Annotated in this window: 20 protein-coding genes and 1 pseudogene; 16 read left to right on the top strand and 5 right to left on the bottom strand. The window is 60.4% G+C overall.

What is annotated here, in order from left to right; genetic code table 11:
* Positions 1-60: 60 nt before the first annotated feature.
* Positions 61-894 (bottom strand): substrate-binding periplasmic protein, encoded by an 834-nt coding sequence (locus ACQZ6J_RS29115; RefSeq protein ID WP_449086564.1) that lies wholly within the window; start codon positions 892-894, stop codon positions 61-63.
* A 198-nt stretch (positions 895-1,092) separates the two neighbouring features.
* On the opposite strand from ACQZ6J_RS29115, the gene ACQZ6J_RS29110 reads away from it, so the two are divergent.
* From ACQZ6J_RS29110 to ACQZ6J_RS29075, 8 genes are all read left to right on the top strand, one after another.
* Positions 1,093-1,812: a GntR family transcriptional regulator gene (locus ACQZ6J_RS29110; protein WP_163992625.1), complete on the top strand. Its 720-nt coding sequence runs from the start codon at positions 1,093-1,095 to the stop codon at positions 1,810-1,812.
* Positions 1,813-1,821: 9 nt separating this feature from the next.
* Positions 1,822-2,625 (top strand): pyrroline-5-carboxylate reductase, encoded by an 804-nt coding sequence (locus ACQZ6J_RS29105; RefSeq protein ID WP_449086563.1) that lies wholly within the window; start codon positions 1,822-1,824, stop codon positions 2,623-2,625.
* Positions 2,626-3,512: 887 nt separating this feature from the next.
* Complete coding sequence (locus ACQZ6J_RS29100) at positions 3,513-5,438, top strand: tetratricopeptide repeat protein (protein ID WP_449086562.1); 1,926 nt, start codon at positions 3,513-3,515, stop codon at positions 5,436-5,438.
* A 621-nt stretch (positions 5,439-6,059) separates the two neighbouring features.
* The gene (locus tag ACQZ6J_RS29095) at positions 6,060-6,257 is read left to right on the top strand and encodes a hypothetical protein (RefSeq protein ID WP_449086561.1); all 198 of its coding nucleotides are present in this window, start codon (positions 6,060-6,062) and stop codon (positions 6,255-6,257) included.
* 14 nt (positions 6,258-6,271) lie between these two features.
* Entirely contained in the window at positions 6,272-6,463 is a 192-nt protein-coding gene (locus ACQZ6J_RS29090) for a hypothetical protein (RefSeq protein ID WP_163992616.1), read from the top strand.
* A gap of 307 nt (positions 6,464-6,770) precedes the next feature.
* Positions 6,771-7,487, top strand: a complete 717-nt coding sequence (locus tag ACQZ6J_RS29085) for a hypothetical protein (protein WP_449086578.1) — start codon at positions 6,771-6,773, stop codon at positions 7,485-7,487.
* 148 nt (positions 7,488-7,635) lie between these two features.
* Positions 7,636-8,481 (top strand): VOC family protein, encoded by an 846-nt coding sequence (locus tag ACQZ6J_RS29080; RefSeq protein ID WP_449086560.1) that lies wholly within the window; start codon positions 7,636-7,638, stop codon positions 8,479-8,481.
* A 142-nt stretch (positions 8,482-8,623) separates the two neighbouring features.
* Positions 8,624-9,652, top strand: coding sequence for an NADP-dependent oxidoreductase (locus ACQZ6J_RS29075; protein ID WP_449086559.1), 1,029 nt, complete (start codon positions 8,624-8,626; stop codon positions 9,650-9,652).
* Positions 9,653-9,810: 158 nt separating this feature from the next.
* Here the strand turns inward: ACQZ6J_RS29075 and ACQZ6J_RS29070 are convergent, their stop codons facing one another.
* From ACQZ6J_RS29070 to ACQZ6J_RS29055, 4 genes are read right to left on the bottom strand one after another with little or no spacing between them, the layout of a single operon-like run.
* Positions 9,811-11,079 (bottom strand): acyl-CoA dehydrogenase family protein, encoded by a 1,269-nt coding sequence (locus ACQZ6J_RS29070; RefSeq protein WP_449086558.1) that lies wholly within the window; start codon positions 11,077-11,079, stop codon positions 9,811-9,813.
* On the bottom strand, positions 11,063-11,899 hold the full coding sequence (locus ACQZ6J_RS29065) for an ABC transporter ATP-binding protein (RefSeq protein ID WP_449086557.1): 837 nt from the start codon (positions 11,897-11,899) through the stop codon (positions 11,063-11,065). The genes ACQZ6J_RS29070 and ACQZ6J_RS29065 overlap by 17 nt, the downstream gene beginning before the upstream one ends.
* A 2-nt stretch (positions 11,900-11,901) precedes the next feature.
* Positions 11,902-12,789, bottom strand: a complete 888-nt coding sequence (locus tag ACQZ6J_RS29060) for an ABC transporter permease (RefSeq protein WP_449086556.1) — start codon at positions 12,787-12,789, stop codon at positions 11,902-11,904.
* On the bottom strand, positions 12,789-13,697 hold the full coding sequence (locus tag ACQZ6J_RS29055; RefSeq protein ID WP_449086555.1) for an ABC transporter substrate-binding protein: 909 nt from the start codon (positions 13,695-13,697) through the stop codon (positions 12,789-12,791). The genes ACQZ6J_RS29060 and ACQZ6J_RS29055 overlap by 1 nt, the downstream gene beginning before the upstream one ends.
* A gap of 357 nt (positions 13,698-14,054) precedes the next feature.
* On the opposite strand from ACQZ6J_RS29055, the gene ACQZ6J_RS29050 reads away from it, so the two are divergent.
* From ACQZ6J_RS29050 to ACQZ6J_RS29015, 8 genes and pseudogenes are all read left to right on the top strand, one after another.
* Positions 14,055-15,173 carry a rhodanese-like domain-containing protein gene (locus ACQZ6J_RS29050; RefSeq protein ID WP_449086554.1) on the top strand — a complete coding sequence of 373 codons (1,119 nt, stop codon included), beginning with the start codon at positions 14,055-14,057 and terminating at the stop codon, positions 15,171-15,173.
* Between the two features lie 481 nt (positions 15,174-15,654).
* On the top strand, positions 15,655-16,749 hold the full coding sequence (locus tag ACQZ6J_RS29045; protein ID WP_449086553.1) for a porin: 1,095 nt from the start codon (positions 15,655-15,657) through the stop codon (positions 16,747-16,749).
* A 415-nt stretch (positions 16,750-17,164) separates the two neighbouring features.
* Positions 17,165-18,265, top strand: coding sequence for an LLM class flavin-dependent oxidoreductase (locus tag ACQZ6J_RS29040; RefSeq protein ID WP_449086552.1), 1,101 nt, complete (start codon positions 17,165-17,167; stop codon positions 18,263-18,265).
* A gap of 117 nt (positions 18,266-18,382) precedes the next feature.
* Entirely contained in the window at positions 18,383-19,627 is a 1,245-nt protein-coding gene (locus ACQZ6J_RS29035) for an acyl-CoA dehydrogenase family protein (protein WP_449086551.1), read from the top strand.
* A pseudogene (locus ACQZ6J_RS29030) lies at positions 19,624-20,649 on the top strand (ketopantoate reductase family protein); the annotation flags it as partial. The gene ACQZ6J_RS29035 and the pseudogene ACQZ6J_RS29030, both read left to right, overlap by 4 nt.
* Positions 20,650-20,706: 57 nt before the next feature.
* Entirely contained in the window at positions 20,707-21,300 is a 594-nt protein-coding gene (locus ACQZ6J_RS29025) for a TetR/AcrR family transcriptional regulator (protein ID WP_163993089.1), read from the top strand.
* A complete protein-coding gene (locus tag ACQZ6J_RS29020) occupies positions 21,284-21,886 on the top strand; it encodes a DsbA family protein (protein WP_449086550.1) in 603 nt (200 codons plus the stop codon). Before ACQZ6J_RS29025 ends, ACQZ6J_RS29020 begins: the two co-directional genes overlap by 17 nt.
* A 462-nt stretch (positions 21,887-22,348) precedes the next feature.
* Positions 22,349-24,001: an ABC transporter substrate-binding protein gene (locus tag ACQZ6J_RS29015; protein WP_449086549.1), complete on the top strand. Its 1,653-nt coding sequence runs from the start codon at positions 22,349-22,351 to the stop codon at positions 23,999-24,001.
* Positions 24,002-24,015: the final 14 nt, after the last annotated feature.

Below are 24,015 nucleotides of genomic sequence, written 5' to 3'. Positions count from 1 at the left end.
TCGGTTTGTCTGAAAAGCGAGAGAGTGCGCCGGCGACGAAGCGCCGACGCCGGGCGGGACTTAGTTTGCCCCCTTGAGGACTTCCTCGACGGCCCTGCGGATCAGCTCGTCGACATGACCGGTAGCTACCTTCTCCTCGAGAAAGATGTTCGCGACTTCGACGTCCGCCGCGGACATGTTGTGCGGCAGACCGAAAGATACGCCTTGCTTGGCAAGCGCGGGCTGCGGGTTCAGGGCGACGGCCCAGTCGGGATTTGCCTGGGTCAGAAGCTGGTTGGTGTCGGAGGCGTCGACCAGAATGTCGGCGCGCTTCGAGGTAAGGGCCAGGCGCGTCTCGTCATTGCCGGGAAGACGCATGATGGTGGCATTCTTAACGGCTGCCGAGATTGCCTTGTCCTGGGCTGTTCCGGACATGACGGCGATCGTCACACCGGCCTTGTCGATATCCGCCACCGAGACCGCCGTCGCCGGAATCTTCGGATTGTTCTTATTGTAGGCGAGCGAGATCTGATACTCCATCGCCGGGATGGAGAACTGAACGGCCATCGCGCGGGTGGGCGTCCGGTTCAGGGCCAGCGAGACGTCCCATTTTCCGGCCTGAAGACCGGCAACGATATTGTCCCATGTCGTATCGACAAATTGCGGCTTCACCTTGAGAACATCGGCAAATTCCTTGCAGAGATCGGCAAAGAAGCCCGAATACTCGCCCGTTGCCGGATCGCGCATGACGTAGGGCGGCGCTACGGCTGCTCCACACCTCAGGACACCGGCCTTCTGCACGCCCTGCCAGTAGCCATCGGCGGTTTGGGCATGTGCTGTGGTGACGGAAAGACCTCCCATGAGGGCGAGCGCAGGCAACGCCCGCAAGGCGGACGTGATCAACTTCGAAAGCATCGGCATTCCTCTTTTGCTGTGCGCGAAGCGCGGTTCCACTCGTCGGCTTTGGCCGTTTCTTTTCAATTTTTCTGTCGGCTGCGTGTCGACTGACAAATTTATGTCAACAGCGTGTCGACAAAGTCAAGCGGAAAAATTACATTGCCGACACGCTGCTTTTCTGACCCAATGCAGCATGCGCCGATGAAAGGGACCTAAGTGTCTGACGAAACCGAAGTGAAACGCGTCCGCGGAACCGGTTGGAAAAGCGTCTATGAAACGCTGCGAAACGAAATTCTCGCTCTCGCCCTGCCGCCGGGCCAGCTCCTCGACGAGATGAGCCTGGCCGAGCGTTTCGACATGTCGCGATCGCCGGTGCGCGAAGCCCTGATCCGCCTGGGCGCCGACGAGCTCGTCGTCACGCTCTCCAACCGCAGCACGATCGTCGCGCCGATCGAGGTGGCGACCTTTCCGAAATACGTGGAAGCACTCGACATCGCCCAGAGAATGAACACGCGGCTGGCGGCGGCGCTGCGAACGGATACCGATCTGAAGCTGATCGCCAAGCGGGAAAAGGCCTTCGCGACCGCGGTCAGAACCGGAAACCATCTGGCGATGTCGGAGGCCAACAAGGAATTCCATATGGCGATCGCCTATGCCGGCAAGAACCAGTATCTGGCGACCTTCTACGACAAGCTCCTGTCTCAGGGCCAGCGTATGCTGCATCTGCATTTCGAGTATCTGGAGCGCACCCACGAGGGGTATCTTCTCACGGACGAGCATAGTCTGATGCTGGAGGCGATCCGCGACAAGAACGTCGATCTGGCGGATGAACTCGCTCATGCTCACACCCGGCAGTTCCAGGATAACTTCATCAACTTCATGCGCGAGAACTACACCACCGACGTCCCGCTCGGGTCGGCGCGAGCGGCACAGTAGGTGGCCGGGATGAAAACAATCGGCTTTGTCGGAACCGGCGCGATCACGGAAGCCATGGTGCAGGGTCTCCTGACCGGGCCTAAGCACGTATCCGCCATCCATCTCTCGCCTCGCAATGCGGACATCGCGGCAAGGCTTGCCGCCAGATTCGACGATGTGACCGTTGCCGCCGATAACCAGGCAGTCGTCGATCGCAGCGACATCGTCGTGCTGGCCATACGCCCGCAGATTGCCGAAGACGTGATACGCGGGCTCCGCTTCAGAGATGGACAAAGCATCGTCAGCGTTGTCGCGACGATGGAGCGCCAAAGCTTGCTCGACTGGATCCAGGCGGACATAAGTCTGGTTCAGGCGATCCCGTTGCCTTTTGTCGCGAATCGTCGCGGCGCAACCGCCGTCTATCCGCCCGATCCCGAGATAGCCGCCCTTTTCGATGCCCTTGGCACCGCCGTTCAATGCGAATCCCGAAAGGAATATGATCTTCTTGCCGCTGCCAGCGCCATGATGTCGACCTTCTTCGGCGTCATGGAGTTCACGACAGACTGGCTGGAAAAGAACGGGCTCGATCGCTCGAAGGGACGAGCCTATATTGCGCCGCTATTTGAAAGCCTCGCGCAGCGGGCCAACGAAGGCAGCGGACATTCGTTTCACGCGCTCAGCGAAGAATTCGCAACGAAGGGCGGGGTGAATGAGCAGGTTCTGTCGGATTTCGAAGAGAGAGGCGGCCGTGCCGCAATAGTCTCGGCATTGGACCGGGTTTTCGCTCGCATTGAAGGACGGAGCGGCAACGCCGAACGAGATGGGTCGCCTTGAAGGGATCCGAACGACCGGCCACGTCGCTGGCACCGCACTCCTCCCGGGACATTCGACTTGCAGATCCGCAACAATTCCCGACTTGTTTGATGACGCCGTAACTTGCGCTGAGCGACGCGAATCAGCGGCGACGCATCGTGTGGAATGGTCACCTTCTGGATCCCGCACACCGAATTTCGCAGCTGAGAATTCGAAGGATACCGCGCATTGTTCGCCGCTGCCGAGCCGCACCGGTACGGATAGTCTGCGGCTGCCGATATCAACAATGATGGCGAATTGCCGATCTGCGCGCCTTGGGGCGTAGCCAAGGGTTGAGTTCGGCTACGCGCCGACTACCTCGAGGCTACGTATTACCAACGCAGGCGTTCAAGTATTGACTGGAGACGACTTAAGATAAGCACTCGCTCTCGAAATGCAATTTGCGGGAAACGATGCAACTTCCTGCAAGCTCCAGAGTAGATTTGATTAAATTTACGTAATATTCATAAATGTCAGTTGTCTTTGCCAGTCTTATCTGACCTCCTAGGCGGCACAGCGTCAAAAGCGGCGAGCAGGAAGCTCCTTGTCTGTAATGTTTCCGATTTATAGAGCAGGCAACCGCCGCCATGCATTGTTCCACGTCGCATAGGCAGACACCGGCTCACCGCGATTCATGAGCCCGCAATGTCCTTCCTCCGAAATTCGATATTCGGAAATAGAATCCTTCCCATCGTCACCCCGATCCGCCCGGCCGGCGTTGTCCGCACCATTGCGGCGACGCCACAACATGGCGGCAGCAGTGCTCGCTGCGTTCGGATGCGCCGGGAGAGCTGGGGCTACCGCCTCCCGGGAAGAGCCGCTTTTTCGCAATCGACGTTCCCACTCTCCTTAACTGAAAGCAGACGCGGATGATCTTGCCGTCAGGTGTCACCCCACCGGACCCGGCCGCACTCGCCGGAATCTTGCATCACGTTTCCGAGCTGATGGCATCGGGAAACAGCCAGGACGCCATCAATAGCCTGCTGGCTGTTCAGGATCTTATCCGATCGCAGCCTTTGGCCTGCTGCACGCTCGGCTACCTGCTGCTGCACAATGATAGATCGCCGGAAGCCATTTCCTGGTTCGAGGCCGCCCTTGCCGTCAACCCCGGCGACGCTCAAGCGCTCTCGGGCCTCGGCATGGCCTGCCAGGCCACCGGGGATCTTGCGCGCGCATTGCAGTGTTACGAAGCCGCGCTCGTGCCCCGTTGGAACCACGCCTCTGCCTGGTACCATCATGGTGCCTTGCTCACGCAGCTGGGACGTTTGCGCGAGGCGCTTTCGAGCCTCGACAAGGCAATAGAGCTTCAGGATGACTACGTCGCAGCGTTCACCAAGCGCTGCCAGGTTCTATCGGCGCTTGGCGACGTTTCGGGAGCGGCCCTGTCGGCCATGCGTTGTTGTCAGCTGGCGCCGAACGACGCATCGTCCTGGCTGCTCTTCGGCGATCTCTGCATGAAGCACGATGACCTCGGACGCGCGATATCGGCCTACGACAAAGGGCTGGAAGTCTCGCCGGCAAACTTTCAATGTCTCTACAACAAGGGATTTGCGCTCAAGCGGACGGGGCAGAGGGAGGCTGCCCTTGCTCATGCACAAGCTGCATTGCATATCGAACCGGACAACAAGGATGCACTGCTGTTCTGCGCCGGCATCGAGCAGGAACTCGGCAATACCGGGCAGGCGTATGACTGTTTTCGCCGTGTCGCGGCCAAGGGCGTCGCTCGCAGCTACCGAGCGAAATGCCAGCCGGCACGCTTCCAGGCGCTACTGCTCTTTTCGCCGTTTTCCGGTAACACGCCCTATGAAGATCTGATCAGCGACAGCTGCTACGACGCCGATGTCGTCCTTATTCTGCCCGGACATTCCGACGATCCGCGCGCAGTGAATGCGGACGTCGTCGTCAATCTGGTTTCAGAGGCCGATCTCGGGCGAGATATCGTCGCCCAGGCTGGGGATTTCGTCGATTCCATCGGAAAGCCCGTGATCAATCATCCGCAATTGATCCTCGGCACGGATCGCCAGAGCATCGCACAACGGCTTGCGGCCATTGCCGGCGCGGTCGTGCCGGCCACCATTCGGGTAGAGGCAACCGCTTTATACCGGTTCCTGTGCACAAACACTCTCCCGGGCATCAACCTCATCGCCCGCCACGCAGGCACTCATGGAGGCGACAAGATGGAGTTGCTCTCCACCTCTCGGGAATTGAGTGCCTTTGCCGAGCAGGCGGGAGATCAACCTCTCTATCTCACCGATTTCTTCGACTACAGGTCGGCCGACGGCTTTTATCGCAAATACCGCTTCATCTTCGTCGGGGACGAAATTCTCCCTTATCACCTGGCAATCGGGGATGTCTGGAAGGTCCATCACATGTCAACCCGCATGGCGGATGTCGAATGGATGCGCAAGGAAGAGCAGGCATTCCTGGAACGACCCCACGACGTCTTCGGAACCGGGGCCATGGCGGCGCTGGATGCGATCCGAAGAGAGGTGGGACTGGACTATTTCGGGATCGATTGTTCGCTGGATTCCGAGGGCCGGGTCGTGGTGTTCGAAGTCAACGCCTCCATGTTGATCCATCTTCACAACACGGGCTTCGAATATAAAACCAAGCATGTGATGAGGATCAAACAGGCATTCGAACAGCTGCTGGAACGGCGGGCGCAGAGCGCACGACGTATCTTCCAGCCGACGCAAACGCATTTCTCGAACCCGTCCATGACAAGGCAGTATCTGGTCCACTCCCGACCCAGCGAGACGGCGGATGCCGAATTGACGGCACATCGCATGAGATAGAGGGCGCGCGCTTGCAAAGACAGGTCAGCGGCGACGTCTCGCGAGTTCCGCTGTCCGGATCGTCACCGAAAGGATGGGCGACCCATAGCTGTGTCATCACAAAACAAAAAGGAAGGGCTCTCGGCATAGCCGGAGCCCTTTAAGGTTTGAAGGTAAAACCTCCAGAGGGAACAGCCAACGCAGCGCAACAGGGAGGAACGAAACGCCGAACGCGTTGACTATGGAGATAGTGCATCCGACGGGCGTCAAAGGCGACAGATAGAGTGTTCGAATTTTCGCCGGTATCCGACATATATGCCTAATATCCGGCGCAAGCTTGAAACATATCGCCACAACACGGCCACCGCTCGAGCGAGCTTTCGAATTCGCGGGGGCAACGCCTGAGCGAACACGCATATCAGGGCGCTCCTATCGGAACGTTTCAATTCGCGGGCAATTTCCAGAAGAGAAACTTCGGGCAAGATCTTGGAATTCTTTTCTACGATTGTCGGGTCCATTTGGTATCAACCGGAATAGCCATCCCTGTTGGCACATCATATAGTCTATTAAAATTATGGACTAATAACCTCCCTTCCCGCTCGGCAAGCGTAGCTGAAGGACAGATTGTGTGGGGTGACGGCAATGGCAAAACAGGTGATCGAATATGCCGGCGTGCCGGTTGGCATTGTCGTACCGGACCGGGACTTGCTCAAGTTCATTACCGTGAAATTTCATGTGCATGAGCTCGATGGCCAGCACTTTGCGTCGTCATCGGAGGTGTTGCGCGCGATCCATAAACTGATGCTCGTATCGAGCGCCGGCGCCCATCGCGCCGCCTGACGGGGAGAGAAATCATGGCCAGGCTACGCCACTTCTTCCGTCTCTCCGCGCAGCGCGACGATATCGAAACGAAGCTTCTTCTTCGAGAATTCAGCGCGCTGTTCCTCGAAGACCCTTTCGAGGACGGCACTGACAAGGAGCTGCGAGCGAAATGCGCGGAACTCTCCGCGGCAATCTCCTCGCGCCGCTTCAGGCACCGTCATTGATGGAACAGGCCGAAGTTTTCATGAACGCGGCAACCTCTCCCTTGCGGCGAAGAGCCGTGCGAATCCATGGTCTCGGCCGCCGCTGAAGATCGACCTCCTCCATCGCCATCGCCAAGGAACGCTGCGGCGCTCAATCAGGACATCATACATGCATAGCGGACTATTCTCCAAAAGAGCCTCGGTGTTGAAAGCGACATTGAGGATGGCGGCGCTGCTCGTCATCCTCCCGTTTTCGTTTCAGACGACGGCGGTGGCGGGTCAGAAGGTGCTTCTGTCCTATGAGGCAACGCCTTCTGCAGGCTTTCACCTGCCGCAGCTTGCCAAGGCCAGCTACGATGATCGGGCAGCCTTTTCGGTTGACGTGCTGAGGGAGATCGTACCGAGGATCGTAGCGGCCAACGGGATCGATCCTGCGACCTTGGAGACGGAGGTGACGCCGGGCGGTTATCTCCTGAAAACAAACGCGTCGCTTCAGACCGAGGGAGACCTTGATGACGTCGCGGCCGATCGGCTTGCCGGCTCTCTGGGATACGTCTTCCGTCAATACAGCGTCCTTGCCTCTCGCCTCGACGACACCACCGGCCGAACCGGCTTCGTCGTCGTGCGCTTTCCCAAGGACAGCCTCAACGCTGCCGTCGCCCAAAGGTTCTTCGAGGCGGCGGACGCTACGAGAAAGGGCCTGGGCGGTGGCTATACGGTGTTCGGAGACGAGCAGATTTTCCTTAATGTGACCAATTCCGAAGGAAAGCCCTATAGCGGCCTCGACGACACGGCTTTCCTTGAGGGCCTGAAACAAACGGCCGCATCGTTTCGCGATCCGGAACCGGAAGTGTCCGCCTCCGGCAGGGCGGCCGCGCGATTTATCGGGAATGATTGGGACAAATCCCAAAGAGGCGAGGATTATCTGAGCCTGCTCGGCGGATCCGGCTCTGAACTGGTAAACAAGCTGGACGAGATCGGCAAGGACTATGCATCCCTCGTCGAAAAGACGGCGGAGATCAAAGGCTGGAGCCGAGATGAGTGAGGATCCGTATGAGGCGCGCGGCATGAACTGCCCGGCCCTTTCTATCGTCTTTGCGCTCTCGCAAGGGCCTGAAGCACAGGGTCGGACCAGAGCCTGACCCAACGAGACCATCGCCATCGACCAGATCTAAATTTCGGAGATCCCATTCATGCCTGCCACGACCCAGCCCCTCGTCCTCGATCACGCGGTTATTGGCGTACTCGACCAGCTCGATGCCGCCGCAGCTCTTTATCGCAAGCTCGGATTCGCGCTGACGCCGCGAGGCTATCACACGCTCGGCTCGATCAACCATCTCGCCGTCTTTACCGACAACTATCTGGAGCTTCTGGGCTTTCCACCCGAGGGCGCCAAGGCCAGGAGTGATCTCTGGTCGTATCCGGCAGGCCTGAACGGTCTTGCCTTTCGCACCACCGATGCCGCCGCCCTGCAAGGCGAATTGGCGGCGGCCGGCAAACCGGTGACGGATTGGAAGGATTTCTCGCGCCCTGTCGACGTCGATGGCGTGCAAAAGCCGGCAAGCTTCCGTACCTTCCAGATCGGCGGAGATGCGATTTCCAATGGCCGCTTCTTCTTTTGCCAGCACAATACGCCGGAGCTGGTATGGCGGTCGGTCGATCAGAACCATCCGAATAGTGTCGTGAACATCAGCGATGTCTTCATCGTCAGCCGCGCCCCTCAGACGATCACGGGGCTGTTGGATGGATTTCCTGCAGCGTCGGCCCCTCAAGCCGGCAAGGACGGCATCTCCATTCAGGCCGGCATCGTCACGATCCACCTCCTATCGGAAGACAGCGCCGCCGCCCGCTTCGGGCAGGCCATTCCGCAGGGCTTCGACGGCAATGAGCGCAAGGTCGCGCTCGGACTCAAGGTTCGCTCGCTGAAGGCCGCCGCCGATGCTCTGGCGCTCGGCGGCGTTTCGCCTCGGCCGTTCGAAGACGGCCTGCTTGTTGACGCCGAGGCCGCCAATGGTGTCGCTCTCTGGTTCAAGGAATAGACCGGGACCATTCATTCCCACGACGATATCGATAACCCGATCGCCGATCGTCGGCGGAGACGACGATAAATCCGGTCGCAAACGCGCGGCCGCTCGCCTAAAGTTTCATTGTTAAAACAAATCAGAGCCAGGAAACATATGCATGGCCACCCAGCCCGTCACCACACGCATCGTGCTTGCGTCCCGCCCCACCGGAAAACCGGTCGCGGCCAATTTCCGGCTTGAACAAGAGACGGTTCGGGATATCGGCGAAGGCGAGGTTCTTCTCCAGATCCTCTATCTTTCTCTTGATCCCTACATGCGCGGCCGCATGGACGATGCAAAATCCTATGCCAAGTCAGTCGAGATCGACGGCGTCATGGAAGGGGGAACGGTCGCCCGGGTCATCAGCAGCCGCAACGCGGCGTTCAAGCCAGGGGATATCGTTCTCTCGCATTCCGGTTGGCAGAGCTATGCGATCTCGGACGGGTCCGCATTGCGCAAGCTTGATCCGGACGCAGCGCCGATCACGACGGCGCTCGGCATTCTCGGCATGACCGGCTTCACCGCCTATGCAGGGCTTCGCAATATCGGCAAACCCAAAGCCGGCGAAACCCTGGTGGTTGCGGCGGCAAGCGGTGCCGTCGGCTCCGCAGTCGGCCAGATAGCCAGGATTTTCGGAGCGCGGGTCGTCGGCATCGCCGGCGGCGCGGAGAAATGCGATTATGCGAGCCGGGAATTCGGCTTCGACGCCGTGATAGATCATCGTTCGAGCGATTTCGCCAGCCGGCTCGAGGCCGCCTGCCCGAATGGCATCGACGTCTATTTCGAGAATGTCGGTGGTCACGTCTGGAACGCGGTGTTTCCGTTGCTCAACGACTTCGCGCGCGTCCCGGTCTGCGGACTGATCGCCCATTACAACGAAGAGCCTTCGATCTCGGAGGGGCACAATCAGCTTCCGACGGTGATGCGAGGCATCCTGCGCCGAAGCCTGACGATACGAGGCTTCATACAGCGCGAATTCGTCGACCAGCGCCCCGATTTCTATCGCGAGGCGGCGCAGTGGATCGCAGAAGGACGCCTCAAGTACAGGGAAGATATCGTGGACGGACTTGAGAACGCACCGGAAGCGTTCATGGGCCTTCTCGAAGGAAAGAATTTCGGCAAGCTGATCGTCCGGATAGCCCAATAGCGGTGATATCGCCTCGACAGCTCCGGCGAACGCGGAAGCATCGCCGCCTGCCGAATAGCGCAAAGAGGCCCGTTCCCGGCAGAGGTGCCTTGCGAATGCGTTGCTGCCAACTGCATTGAACTCCCGCTGCGTGGCGGGAGCATTTGGCATGTTGTTGTCTATACCCCGCCCAATTCCGCCACTTCGCTTGTCGTGCTGAAGGGCGTGATGATCTTTCGGTAACCGACCGCGACGGGCTTCTTGCCGGAGACGGCAAATTCGCCGACGACGCGGTCGTGATAGATGCGCGGATTGTGCGATGTAATCGTGCGGGCATTGCGCCAATGACGATCCAGGGCCGTTGCTCGTTTGGCCGCCGATGCCCCGAGAGCGTCGAAGAGCACGGTCGTCGCCTCCAGGATCAGCTTCGAGATGACCGTCACCGACTGGCTCGTTTCGATCTCTGCCAGCAGATGAATATCCGTTTCGGTCGGGTCAACTCCGGCGAGGTTAGCTTCATAGGATCGCTGAAGGGCGGCGGCGACGTTCAGCACGATGGCGCCCGCGGCATATGCCGGACCCCTCACCCGGCCGACGACTTCAAGGACCTGAGGATCCTCTGCGCTCGCCGCGCCGTTCCCGCGCGGGTATATGCGTGCCCGCGCGCCCACATGTCGCGATAGCTCGCCGGCGGCGGCTCGGCCGATCCCGGCGAGGCTTGCGAGATGCACAAGCTGAAAGAACGCCGTCGTATAGGGGAAACGCGCCGAATTCGGCTTGATATGGAAGCTTTCCAGCCGGACATCCTTGAACCGTGCCGTGCCGCTGCCGCTCAGCGCCTGCCCGAAGCCATCCCAATCGTCCAGAATTTCGACGCCTGCTGCCGAGGTCGGGACGAGGGCGGCGATCGGCTCTCCCGATCCGTCAATCGCGCCGAGATTGATCCAGTCCGCGTAGATCGAGCCTGTCGTGTAGAATTTTTCGCCGTTCAGGCGATAGCCGTCACCATCCGTGACAATCGTCGTCGCATAGTCGCCCACCTTCGCCCCGGCGAGCTCGGAGAACCCGCTGCCGATCATCTCGCCGCCGCCCAGGCGGGACAGCCACTCGTCGCGCCATTGATCATGGGGCGCGTTGAGCAGATCCTCCGTAAAGCCTTGATGACTGCGGAAGATATTCGTGATGTTGGGATCCGCCGCCGATAGCTCGATCAGAAGAGCAAACAATTCCGGCAAGGTCAGTTCGCTCCCTCCATAGGCTTTCGGAATGCGAAGACCGCCAAATCCCGCCTCGCGCAGCCATTCGACCTCCCTGAAGGGGAGGCGCCGCTCCTGATCTCTCTCGATCGCGGTTTGAGCGATCCGCTCGAAAATCGGGCGGAAATGGGCGGCGATCTCATCATATCGGGCGCTGGGACCGCTGCCCCAGCCGTCACTGATCCTGGTCATGCAATGCTCCTTGAATTGCGGCCTGCCCGAATTGAACCTGCGTCATGAGCTTTCCTCCCGCCGGCTTACCCGTGCCCATGTCGAATTTGCCGGCTGCCGGGCCGGCGACCCCCAGCCATGCCAGAAGCTGCGATCGCAGCCGGTCGAATTCCGCGCCGCCCGCCGAACGGGGGCGCGGCAGATCAACCGGCGCCTCATGGGCCACGATGCCGTCCCGCATGACCAGCACACGGTCGGCAAGCAGCAGGGCCTCTTCCACATCGTGGGTGACGAGAAGAACAGCCTGACGATGTTTCTGCCAGAGATCGGCGACGAGTGCCTGTGCCTTGATGCGCGTCAGAGCATCGAGCGCTCCGAAAGGCTCGTCCAGCAACAGGAGATCGGGATTGCGCACAAGCGCCCGCGCGAGCGAAGCGCGCTGGGCCTCGCCACCGGACAAATCCTTGGGCCAGGCATCGCGGCGGTGGGCAAGACCAACCTCGGCAAGGGCATTTTCGGCTCGCGCCTTGTTGCGCCCGGCGGGCAGCCCCGCAACGACATTGCTCCAGACCTTTTTCCATGGAAAGAGCCGTGGCGACTGGAACGCAACGCCACGCCGGCGCGAGACAAAGACCTCGCCTTCGATTTCGCGATCGAGACCCGCCAGGATGCGAAGCAGCGTACTTTTTCCGCAGCCACTTGTGCCCAGCAGGGCGACGAACTCCCCTCGCCTGATATCGAGGCTCAGCCGGTCTATGATCGTTCTGTCTCCGAAGCGGCGAACGACACCCTGAACGCTCACGGCAAGGCCGGCAGCAGGATTGGGAGCTGAACTGTCCATCCTCACGCCCCGTCGAAGTTCTGGCGCCAGCGGAGCAGTATCCGCTCCAACAGCCGCACGACCAGATCGGCACTGAGCCCGAGAAGGGCATAAATGACGAGGCAGAGAATGATGATATCGACGCGATAGACCTCGCGTGCATGCATGATGAGATAGCCAAGCCCGCCTTGAGCATTGACGGTCTCGGCAAAAACGAGCGCCAGCCATGCGGAGCCCAGCGAATAGCGCAGGCCGACCAGGAGGTTGGGCAAGGCACCGGGCAGGATGACCTGAAAGATCAGGGCGGCTCGCCCGAAGGACAGGGTCTGCGCTGCCTCGACCAGCGCCTTGTCGACATTGCGGATGCCGGCAAAGGTGTTGATGTAGAGCGGGAACGTCACCGCGAATGCGACGAGCGCGATCTTCGGCGTCTCGTCTATGCCAAGCCAGATAATCAGAAGCGGCACGAGGCCTGCCCATGGAAGGGTGCGTGCCATCTGCATCGGAGCGTCGATCAAATCCTCTCCCAGGCGGAAAAGTCCCGAAACGAGCGCAAGACCGACACCGATGACGAAGCCGAAGCAAAAGCCAGCCGCGACCCGCTGCAGCGACAAGGTCAGGGCGTCGGAGAGATCGCCGCTGGTAATGAGATCGATCAGCGTCGCCCAAAGCGTCTGAGGCGTCGGCAGAAGGTCCGGCGATATCCAGCCGTAACTCGTGCCGACGGACCACAGCAGCACCAGCGCTGCGGGGCCGAGCCCCTTGCCGATGACGCCGCCCGGAATAAATCGCCGACGCTGACGGCCAACCGGCACAATACGCTCGAGATCCGCAAGCTCCGACCGCGAAACGGTTCTTCGAGGTGTCGATAGAGGCGACGTATCGTCCGAAAGGCTTGCTAGCGTCGCCATCAATTTGTCTTTGCGAGCTTCTTGTTTTCGCTGTTGATCACATCGTCAAAATCCTTGGCGACGTAATTCTCCACCTGAAACTCGTTCTTGAATTGTCCGCTCTGGTGAAAATAAGCCACTTCCTGTTGCCAGCCCTTCAAGGCATTCGCATCCGTTGCCGGAGCGTATTCCTGGAAAGAACGGCTGGTCTGGAGATTGGCGGCGTCCGGTGAGATCTGGGACAGCTTGGCGACCTGCGCCGACCATTCCTGCGGGTGGGCGTTGACCCAGGCCTGCGCACGGATGATCCGGCGCGTGAGATCTTCAAGAGCAGCCTTGCGAGCCGGATCGGCAAGCGAGGAGGTCGGCGCGTAGAGCACGCCGGCCGTATCGATGACCTTGCTCAGGGACTGGAGGATGCGGGCGCCGTGCTGCTGCTGGGCGATCGCGGTATTCGGGTCCCAGACGACAAAGGCGTCGACCTGGCCATTGACCAAAGCGGACAGGCCGTCCGTCGTGTTGAGGTTGAGGATCAGCTTTGGATCCCACGGCACGCCGGCCTGTTCCAATGCCTTGGCGAATTGATAGTGCTGCTTGGTGAAGTAAGGGAGCGCCACCTTGCGACCCTTGAGATCGGCCACCTTGCCGAGATCGGAATCCCCACGCACCAGAATGGCGCTGCCGCTTTCCTTGCGCTCCCAGGTCGCGGCCAGGATCGTCACCTTCACGCCGTTTGCAATCGCCGAAAGCACGCCGGTATCGCCTCCCGCGGCGATATCCACATGTCCGGCCCTTAACGCCTCGACAAGCGGCGGCGTCGAATCGAAATCGGCCCACTTGATCTTATAGGGAACATTCTCGACCTCGCCGGCGGCAATCAGCTGACGATGGAGGCCGGTCTTGTTCGGCGTCCCGATTGTGACCGTCACCGTTGAAAGATCCGCTGCGGACTGGGCCGATGCGGACATGGAGAACGAGGCCGCCAGAGCGATTGGCAGGACGACTCTCTGAAAAAGGCGCGACAAACAGGTCATTCCGATAATGCCTTTCCTTGGCGACGGACGAGAACAGCGCATCGAACCTGCACGGTCGAACGCGTCGCTGTTCGATGACCGAGACAGTAGGAAAGCATCGGCCTCATCGTAAGAAAATTTTATCTATAGATTTTATAGACTATAAAAATGCTTTCCCATTTGCCGGGCGATTGCGCCTGGCTCCACCGTCGTCACCGGCGAACTCCGGCGCTAGGTTTGAAGGAGGAAACGGCATCGCACGGGAGCGAAATCATGAGCCAGAAGACGATTTCCAAGGACACCTTTCGCAATTGGCTGGAGGATGGCAAGGAGCTTGCCGTGCTCGACATTCGCGATCCCGCCATTGTCGGCTATGCTTCGCCTTTATTTGCCACCAACCTGCCGGCAGACCGGGTTGTGAACGAACTCGGCCGGTTCGTGCCGCGCAAAGCCGTTCGTATCGTGCTTGTCGATGCGGGCGACGGGATTGCGTCGCGCCTGGCCGACGAGCTGGGGGCGGCCGGCTGGCCGAATATCTTTACGCTCGAGGGCGGCATACCAGCCTGGACCGCAGCCGATGACGGCGCTCCGCTGCCGACATTCGACATACCCGGCGTGGACTTCTCCAAGGCCGTCGAAAAGGAAAGGAAGACGCCAGCCATTTCGGCGCTGGAGCTGAAAAAGCTGCAGGACGCAGGCGAAGACGTGATCGTCATCGATACGCGCACGGTGGCGGAATTCGCCCGCGATCACGTCCCGGGCGCAGTCAGCGTTCCCGGGGCGGAATTGGTTTTGCGCTATAGGGATATTGTCCCCTCGGAAACGACAAGGGTCGTGGTTTCCTGTGCCGGACTGCCGCGCGCCATCCTCGGCGCCCAGACGCTCATCGACGCGAACGTTCCAAACCGGGTTGCCTATCTCGACGACGGAACAAAAGCCTGGAGCGCTGCGGGCCTTCAACTGGAAAGCGGCAGGACACGCGTCTATCGCGACCCGACGGACGAGGCGCGCGACTTCGCGCGCCAGCATATCGCAACATTGAGCGAGCCTGATCAATTCCCGGAAATCGATCTCGATACGGCAAGAAAGTGGGCCGGCGACCCCAATCGGACCACCTACCTGCTCGACGTGCGGACACCCGAAGAATTCGAGACGGTCCATCTTGAGGGAACCTTGTCGTCCGAAGGAGGGCAATTGCTGGGCGTCGCCTACCGCACCATCTCGGTGAGAGGCGCAAGAGTGGTCCTGATCGACGATCTTCTTGGCGTTCGGGCCCGTACCGTTGCCCATTGGCTGCAACGGCGCGGCTACGAAATCGCGTTGCTGCTGGTCGATTTTCACGCATCCGATCGGCAGGTTTCAGCGGGGGCAGTTGAGCTGGCGGCGCAATGAAATTGCGCCGGGCGGCTTCATATCGCCAAGAGAACGGCCCCATTGCCTCCTTGCTTTGACGCAGCGGCTTTCTGAACCGATCCAAGGCGCCTGCCGATCGCTGGGCGTGGATGCCTGCGGCATGATCGCGCCTCTGTCGCTTCTGCCCGTTTCGCCAGCGATATTGAACCGCCCAGCACAGGCCCATTGCGCCTACTTGCCGCTGATGACGCCGGCAGCTCCCTGCCTGCGGACGGGTATACCCATGACAATACCGTGACAATTACGCAACAGAATACGCTGTTCTATAATCTATAAATTTTATAGAAATACATTACTAAACATCGCCTCCAAGTCCCGTCATGTATCATGTCGGAATCGAGACTGAATGTCTTGGTTCTCCCAGATCAGGGGTCAACGTTTGAAAACCAGGTGGGGTAGGGCGCGTCGATTTTCTCGGCGTGGATAGTCATACCTAATCGATATTGGAACTGGAGTTACTATGAACATCAAGAGCCTTCTTCTCGGCTCCGCTGCTGCGCTGGCAGCAGTATCGGGTGCTCACGCGGCTGACGCGATCGTCGCTGCCGAGCCGGAGCCGCTGGAATACGTCCGCATCTGCGACGCCTATGGTGCTGGCTACTTCTTCATCCCGGGCACCGAAACCTGCCTCAAGGTCGGCGGCATGGTCCGTACCGAAGGCGGCTGGTACAACGCCTACAATCCGGGCCCTGGCGGCAACCGCGGCACCTACTGGCACACCCGCGCCCAGCTGAGCGTCGACACCGCGACCGACACCGAATACGGTCCGCTGAAGACCAACACCGTCTATCGTTTCGACTGGAACGACGGCGGCTCCACCACCACCAAGCTGCTCTGGGCCAACATCAGCCTCGGCGGTTTCCTGGTCGGTAAGCAGGACTCGCAGTACAACCTGTACACCGGCTACGCCGGCGACGTCATCAACGACGACGTGATCTGGGACGGCCCGTACGAACTCAACCAGCTGACCTACAACTACGATGCCGGCAACGGCTTCACGGCTGTGGTTTCGCTCGAAGACTCCAACTCCGGTTCGGACTCGTCGTCCTTCGGCGGCGCCTGGGTTCAGTCGAAGGCTGACCACTACGCTCCGAACGTGGTTGCCGGTGCCGGCTACAAGACCGGCGGCTTCGGCGTCAAGGTCGTCGGCGGCTATGACTCGATCGTCGAGGAAGGGGCCGTTAAGGCTCGTATCGACGCCGACTTCGGCGCCTTCACGGCCTTCCTGATGGGCGGCTACAACACCGACGGCAAGAAGCTGAACCAGTATGCCGGCTCGAACCTGAACGCATCAGCTTGCCCGGCTGGCCGCGGCGATCTGTGCGGCTGGGGCGACTGGGCCGTCTGGGGCGGCGTCGGCGTTCCGATCAACAGCAAGCTGAAGTGGAACCTGCAGCTCGCCTACACCGACTCGAAGATCTTCGAAGCGACCACGAACCTCAAGTTCAACCCGGTCAAGAACCTGCTCATCGAGCCGGAAGTCACCTATACCAACTTCGATTCCGTCAACCAGGACCAGTGGGCCGGTATCCTCCGCTTCCAGCGCAGCTTCTAAGCCGCGCAGCTGAACCAAGTTCGACACATCTCCCGCTCAGACCTCCGAGCAGGAGAGGAAAGGCCCGGTATCCCAACCGGGCCTTTTTGCAATGGATTGAGGCGCCATCCGTTTCCGGCCTGATTTCGTTTATGGCTGCGCCTCTTGGCAACGGGTGCGACGAACCCGGAAGAAGGCGATCGCAGCGTCGTAACCCATTTTCACCGGGGGCATCGCCGCTCGGTTCCACTTTGAAAGGATAGAGGCCGAGTAATTATGAAACGTCGAGACGGACTCAGCTTCCGGGGGAGAAACGGTCAAAGCACAAATATTCTACAAATTTTGTAGAAAAAGAATGACCTGTCTTTCTGAGGCACAGGGGCCGCGTTAGCTTTTCGGCACACGATCAGGTGAAGCAAACCACAGGGATATAGATATGCCGACCGAATTCATCAGCATCACCTTTCCGAACGCCTCGACCGAGCTTAATCCTCTCGAGAATCCGGCAATCGACCCGCAGTTCCTGGAGCGTTACGCCCGCTCGCTCGACGATTACGGTTTCAACTATACCCTCATTCCCTATGATACCGCATCCTTCGATCCCTTCACCATCGGCGCGACGGTCGCGGCCCATACGAAGAATATCAAGATCATCATCGCTCTCCGCCCGAATACGATCTATCCGACGGTCGCGGCGAAATCGCTCGCGACGCTCGATCAGCTGAGCGGCGGCCGCGTGGTCGTCCACTTCATTGCCGGCGGAAGCGATGAAGAGCAGGCCAAGGAAGGCGACTTCCTCGACAAACGTCAGCGTTATGAGCGGCAGGAGGAGTATATCCGCATCCTGCGTCGCGTCTGGCAGTCGGGCGAACCTTTCGACTTCGACGGCCGGTACTATCAATTCAAGCAGTTCCATAGCCGGGTGCGTCCGGTCAACGGCACCATCCCGGTATCGGTCGGCGGGTCGTCGGACGACGCCTATCGCATCGGTGGCGAACTTGCCGATATCTTCGGGCTGTGGGGCGAGCCGCTGGCGGAAACCAGGCAGCAGATCGATCGCGTCTATGCCGAAGCGGCCCGCGCCGGACGCAAGGATCGCCCGCGGATCTGGGTCACCTTCCGTCCGATTGTTGCGGAAACCGACGAGCTTGCCTGGGCCAAGGCGCATCGCACCCTCGACCTGCTCAAGGAAAATCGCGCCAAGGGGCTTGGCAAGGTTCCGCCGGCCGCCCCCTCTCCGCAGAATGTCGGCTCGCAGCGCCTGCTTGAAATCGCCTCCCGCGGCGATGTGCACGACCGGGCTCTCTGGTATCCGACGGTGACGGCAACCAACGCACGCGGTGCGTCCACCGCGCTGGTTGGCTCGCCAAGAACGATCGCAGATTCCATTCTCGACTACGTCGATCTTGGCGCGGATCTGATCTCGATCCGCGGTTACGACAATCTGAACGATGCCATCGACTACGGCCGCTATATTCTGCCCCTCGTCAGGGCGGGTCTGGCGGAGCGTGAGGCGCCGCAACAAGCGGTCGCCTGATCCACCGTCTTGAGGCCCCGGCAAACACCATTCGGACTGTAGCCCGCAAGGATCGGTCATCGCACGGTGAGCGCCGCGCAATGCCATTCTTCGCCACTTCAAAGAGGCTGATGCAACGTGTCTTACAGCACAATCGATCTGGCGGAAGTCACCCGGAAGCTTGCCGCCGCGGCCCCTGCGGCGGACGCATCGGGCGCCTTTCCCTGGCCCGGCATAGAGGTCGTTCATGCCGCCGGTCTTCTTGAAAGCGCGGTGTCGGCCCGGTTCGGTGGCAAGGGCGCGGGCATTGCCGATGTCGGGCGTATCCTTGCGGCTCTGGGCCGCGGCGATCCTTCGGTGGCCCTGATCAGCGCCATGACCATCTTCACCCATCTCGGCCAGGCGGCGGCCAACCGCTGGCCGGAGCCGCTATACCTGCGTTTGCTCGACGACGCGCGGGATCGTCCGATCCTGCTGAACGCGGCGCGGGTCGAACCCGAGCTTGGCTCCCCGGCGCGGGGTGGACTTCCCGATACATTGGCGCGCCGGACGGCGAACGGCTGGGCAATTTCCGGCCGCAAGCGTTTCGTCACGGGCGCGCTTGGCCTGACCCATTTCCTCGTCTGGGCGCGCACCGATGAAACGCCGCAACGGGTCGGTACTTTCGTCGTGCCATCGGAACGTCCCGGCATCAAGGTCATCGAGAACTGGAAGAGCCTGGGAATGCGGGCCAGCGGCTCGCACGACGTGGAGTTCAAAGATGTCGAGGTGCCGCTCGAAGACGTCCTCGATCTGGTCGATACCTCCATCGGCACGCAGGACAATCGCGCCCATGCCGCCGCCTCCGTCGCGCTGACCGCCATATATCTCGGAGCCGCCGAAGCTGCGCAGGAGGCGTTCATCCGCTTCGGTCACGAACGGATACCCGCCAATCTCGGCGTTCCGATTGCAAGAACGGACAGGTTCATTTCGGCGGCCGGGGAGATCGACCTGCTCGTGGGGGGAGCAAGGCAAATCCTGTTCAATGCGCTCGACCATTCGCTGGACGAACCGGAAGCTCTGATCAGGGCGCGGCTGCTTGCGGCGCGCAATATACGCGACGCGGTTCAACTGGCCGTTCGCACGCTTGGCAATCCCGGCCTCAACGGCGATCTGGGAATCGAGCGGCACTTCCGCGACATCCAATCGGTTCTCGTCCACGCCCCCCAGGAAGACACCTCAATTTCGATTCTCGGGCGCTCGGCATGCGACCGGTGGAACCGGAAAGCCGAGGAAGAGCGGCAACTCCTCAGCGGGGAAAAAACGTCCGGTTCAATCTCCGGCTCCCGGCAGACGGAAGGCCCGCGAGAACTCCTGGACACGATTTCCGAAAGGCGAGCATGACGCGCTACATCATTATCGGAGCTGGTGCTGTCGGTGCCAGCCTTGCCGCCCAGTTCGAGCTTTCGGGCATCGACTATGCTCTTGTCGGACGCGGGGCGCAGATAAGGCACATCATCGATCACGGCCTCACCTACCGGCGGCCCGCCGGGACGCGGCAGATCCGGCTGAAAGCCTTCGATACCGCAGAGCCGCCGTCGCTGCGGCGGGACGATATCCTGTTGCTGACGGTGAAATCGCAGGATGTCGCGGAAGCTCTCTCCGTCTGGGCCTGGCGGCCGGTCGAGGATGCTCCGGAGCTGACGGCTTCCAGCCTGCCGATCGTCACGTTTCAAAACGGCCTGGCAACCGAGGCGGCGGCTCTTAGGCTTTTTGCGAACGTCTATGGCGCCAGCATACTGACCCCTGCCCGCTTCACCGAGACCGGTCACGTCGTGGTCGGCGGTGATCCGCAAGTGGCGATCGTCACCATCGGCCGTTATCCGCGCGGCACGGACGAGACGGCTGCCAAGCTCGTCGCCGATCTTGGCCGGTCCGATTACATCGCCGAGGCGACCGACGCTATTCAGCGGTGGAAGGCGGCGAAGCTTCTTCACAACGTGCGCAACGTGCTGGAACTCTTCGACGGACCCGAAAGCGAGCGAGCCGCCTTCAGCGCCGCCCTTGTTCAGGAGACCGAGACTGTTCTGACGGCGGCTGGCCATACGTTCGCGTCGCCCTCGGAACGCACGGTCAGCATGGCGCACTGGAAGATCGCCGAAAACTCCGGCATTCAGCCCGGCCAGCAGTCGACCTGGCAGAGTTTCACGCGCGGCGCCTCAAGCGAAGTCGACTATCTGAACGGAGAGGTCGTTTTTCTCGGGCGCCTGCACGCGATAGAGACGCCATTCAACAGGGCTGCCCAGGAAATTGCCGGGTCGGCGGTGCGACAAGGTGGCTTCACGGCGCTGCTTCCTTTCGCTAATCTGCGCCGGCTTGCCGAGAACTACCTGTCTTTCTCCACCCTTATCCATTCGAGGCCGAAAGCACATCAAACGGGCTTGTCCCGGGATGATGCATGCGAAGGCATCCGGACCGACACAATGAAAATATCCGAGCATATACTGAACACCGCCGGCACCCTCTTCTACAAGGAAGGCATTCGCGCCGTCGGCATCGACCGCATCGTCGACGAAGCCAATGTCGCCAAAGCCACCCTCTACCGGCACTTTCCGTCCAAGGATCATCTTGTCGCAGCCTATCTGACGGAGCGTCACGAGCGCGTGCTTCTCCAGCTGGGAGATGTCATATCGAACGTCGCGCTGCAACCGCGCGACCAGATCGCGCTGATTTTCGAGCGCCTGTTCGAAAAGGCCGACAGTCCCGAGTTTCGCGGCTGCGCCTTTGCATTGGCCGTCGCCGAACATGGCGATTCCGAGCGCGTGGTCTCGATCGCCCGCGAGCACAAAAAAGCCGTGGGCGACATCTTTCGCTCCATCATGGCGGCTGCCAGGTGTTCGACCGAACAGGCTGCCGCGCACATGTCTCTGCTTTACGAAGGAGCGCTCGCAACGGTCGCCGTCGGCCGTGATCCCCAGGCCGTCTTGATGGCACGCGACTGCGCGCTTTCCGTCTTCGATAGTGCAACCGGCCAATACATCCTGTCTGGAGGAAAGCCTTATGACCAAAACCATTGACTATTTCTTCGGGATCGGATCGCCGTGGGCCTATATAGGCTTCGACCCGTTCATCGAGCTGGCGGCGCAATCCGGCGCCGAAATTCGCCCCTATCTCATTCCGCTGATCGTCGAGAATGGCGCGATCTACTCGCGTGACCGCCCCGACGCTCGCCGCGCCTACGGGGTGAAGGATCTCCGGCGCTGGGCTTCTCTTCGCGGCAAAACGCTCGATTTCACCAATCGGTCCGCGCTCTCCGACCCGACTCCTGCCGGCTTTCTCATTTTGGCGGCCCAGCTCAAGGACCTGGACTGGGTGGGGCTGACCAGGGCGCTGCAGCGCGCCTTCTGGAGTGCCGGCGCAGACATCGGCAATGCCGATGTGCGAAAGGCGATTGCCGATGCGGCCGGATTTGACGGTGCAGCCCTCGAAGCACACGCGGCCCTTTCCGATGTCAGCGACCTCTGGAGCAGCAATCGCGAAATTGCAAAGGAGGCCGGCGTCTTCGGCCTTCCGACCTTCCGCTATGACGGCGAGCTCTATTGGGGCCAGGACAGCCTTCCCTTCCTGGAACGTCATCTGTCCGGCGAAAAGCTGGTGGCCTGACCAAAGCGTGGAGGACTTCAGGTCGAAGAGACCTGAAATCCTCCACCATCTGCCGATCAGAAAATCGGTATGCCGCGCGAAAATCGCGCACTGCTTTCTGCGTCCCCTTTGGCATCAAACCCTGCAAGACCGTGCAGCAACGGGCGCACGCCGGCAGCTTGAGAGGTGGAGGTTGAACGGTTCGTCGGCAAACTACGGCCATTGCGGATCCTCAAGCCGCCCAATTTCAAAAATCGATCCGGATACGATCAGTCCGCGAAGTTCGATCGCCAAGGAGGGTTTTAACCCTGCTACGTCTCTCGGCGACGGGCCTTGAAAAAAGCCGACCCCCGCACGCGCCAAAACCGGACAAAATAATCCATAAATTTAGTAGAAAAAGAACAACCAGTCTTTCTCCTTTGGTTCTGCCTGCATAGGCTTTGTTTCACGAACTCGCCGAAACCGAACCAGCAGGATCTCTCCATGACCGAACGCCTTTTCTCGCTGTCCCTTTCCCGGCGCCGTCTGTTGATCACCACTTCCGCAGTGGCAACCGGAGCCCTGGCGACGATGGCGGGCCTCACTCCGGCTTACAGTGCCGGCGAAGCCGTCAATGGCGGAGACATCACCTTCCTCATCGACTCGTTGGGCGATACCTGGATCCCGAACAACAGCGCGATTTCCAGCTTCCAGGGTCATATCTGGGGCCATGTGACCGACAAGCTTGTCTACGTCGACGCCGACGGCAAGGTCAGCCCCTGGATTGCCGAACGTTGGGAGCAGAATGACAAGGCCACCGAATTCACCCTTCACCTTAAAGGCGGCGCGACCTTCTCCGACGGCACGCCGCTCGACGCGGCCGCCGTCGTGGCCAATCTCGACATATGGTACGCCGGCCGCAAGAAAGAGGGCATCAACCCGATCGGGCTCTTCCCGAAGACCTACGACCATGCCGAGGCCGCTGACGCAGCGACCGTGAAGGTCTTCTTCAAGGCGCCGACACTCGGCTTCATACCGACGCTCGGCTATCACGGATCGATCCTCATCTCCCCGAAGACGATCGCTCAGCCGGCCGCCCAGCAGGCCGACTTGAGCAAGACCTCCGGCAGCGGCCCGTATCTGGTCGACTCCTGGAAGGAAGGAGACTTTGTCAAACTGGTGAAGAGAAAGGATTACAACTGGGGTCCGGCGGCAGTCGGCCACACGGGTCCGGCCTTCCTCGATACGATCACCTACAAGCTGGTATCCGAACCATCCTTGCGCGTCGCCGCTGTCCAGTCCGGGCAGGCCGACATCGCCTACAACGCCTCGCCACAGGAACTGACATCCCTCAAGCAGGACGGCTTCACGGTCGCGACGCCGCGTTATCTTGGTTTCGTGAATGGCTGGGCCATCAACACCAAGCTTGCACCTTACGACGACGTGAAAGTACGCCAAGCCCTGCAGGCGGGCATCAATCGCCAGGAAATCATCGATACCGTCTATACGCCCGACTGGAAGCTCGCGACCTCGTTCATCCAGAGCAACGTGCCCGGCGCGACTGATCATAGCGACCTGCTCGCCTACAATCCCGACAAGGCCGAGAAGCTGCTCGACGAGGCTGGATGGATCAAGGGCGCCGACGGCATACGCGCAAAAGACGGCAAGCAGCTGTCATTGACGCTCAACTCCAACCCCTACCTCGCGACCTCGAAATCGATCGACGAGCTCATCGCCCAGCAATTGGCCGCGATCGGCTGGAAGGTCGATATCCGGGCCTACGACGTCGTGACCTTCGGCCAGAAGGTCCAGTATGGCGGCCCGGCCGTGCCGGCCTATGAGGTCACGCGCAGCTTCATCGACGCCGGTACAGTCGCCAGCATCCTCACAGACGCCAACAATGGCGAGAATTGGTTCGCCCTCGGGGAGAGCGACGAGAAACTCAACGAGCTGCGCGATAAGATCGCCAGCGCCGGCTCCGCCGAAATCCGCAATCCGCTCCTCGACGAGCTGCAGAAATACGTCCTCGAACAAGGCTATTTCATCCCGCGAACGCAGATCGTCCAGCGCATCTATGTCCAGTCTCCGAAACTCAAGGGCGAGACATACAACGGCGTCGCCTACGCCAGCTATTACGTGGCCACGAAAAGCGCGTAGCCCGCACAGTTCAA

Source organism: Rhizobium sp. A37_96, from assembly GCF_053521765.1.
Note: the sequence above shows the minus strand (reverse complement) of the source record. Positions and strands in the feature narration are given on the sequence as shown.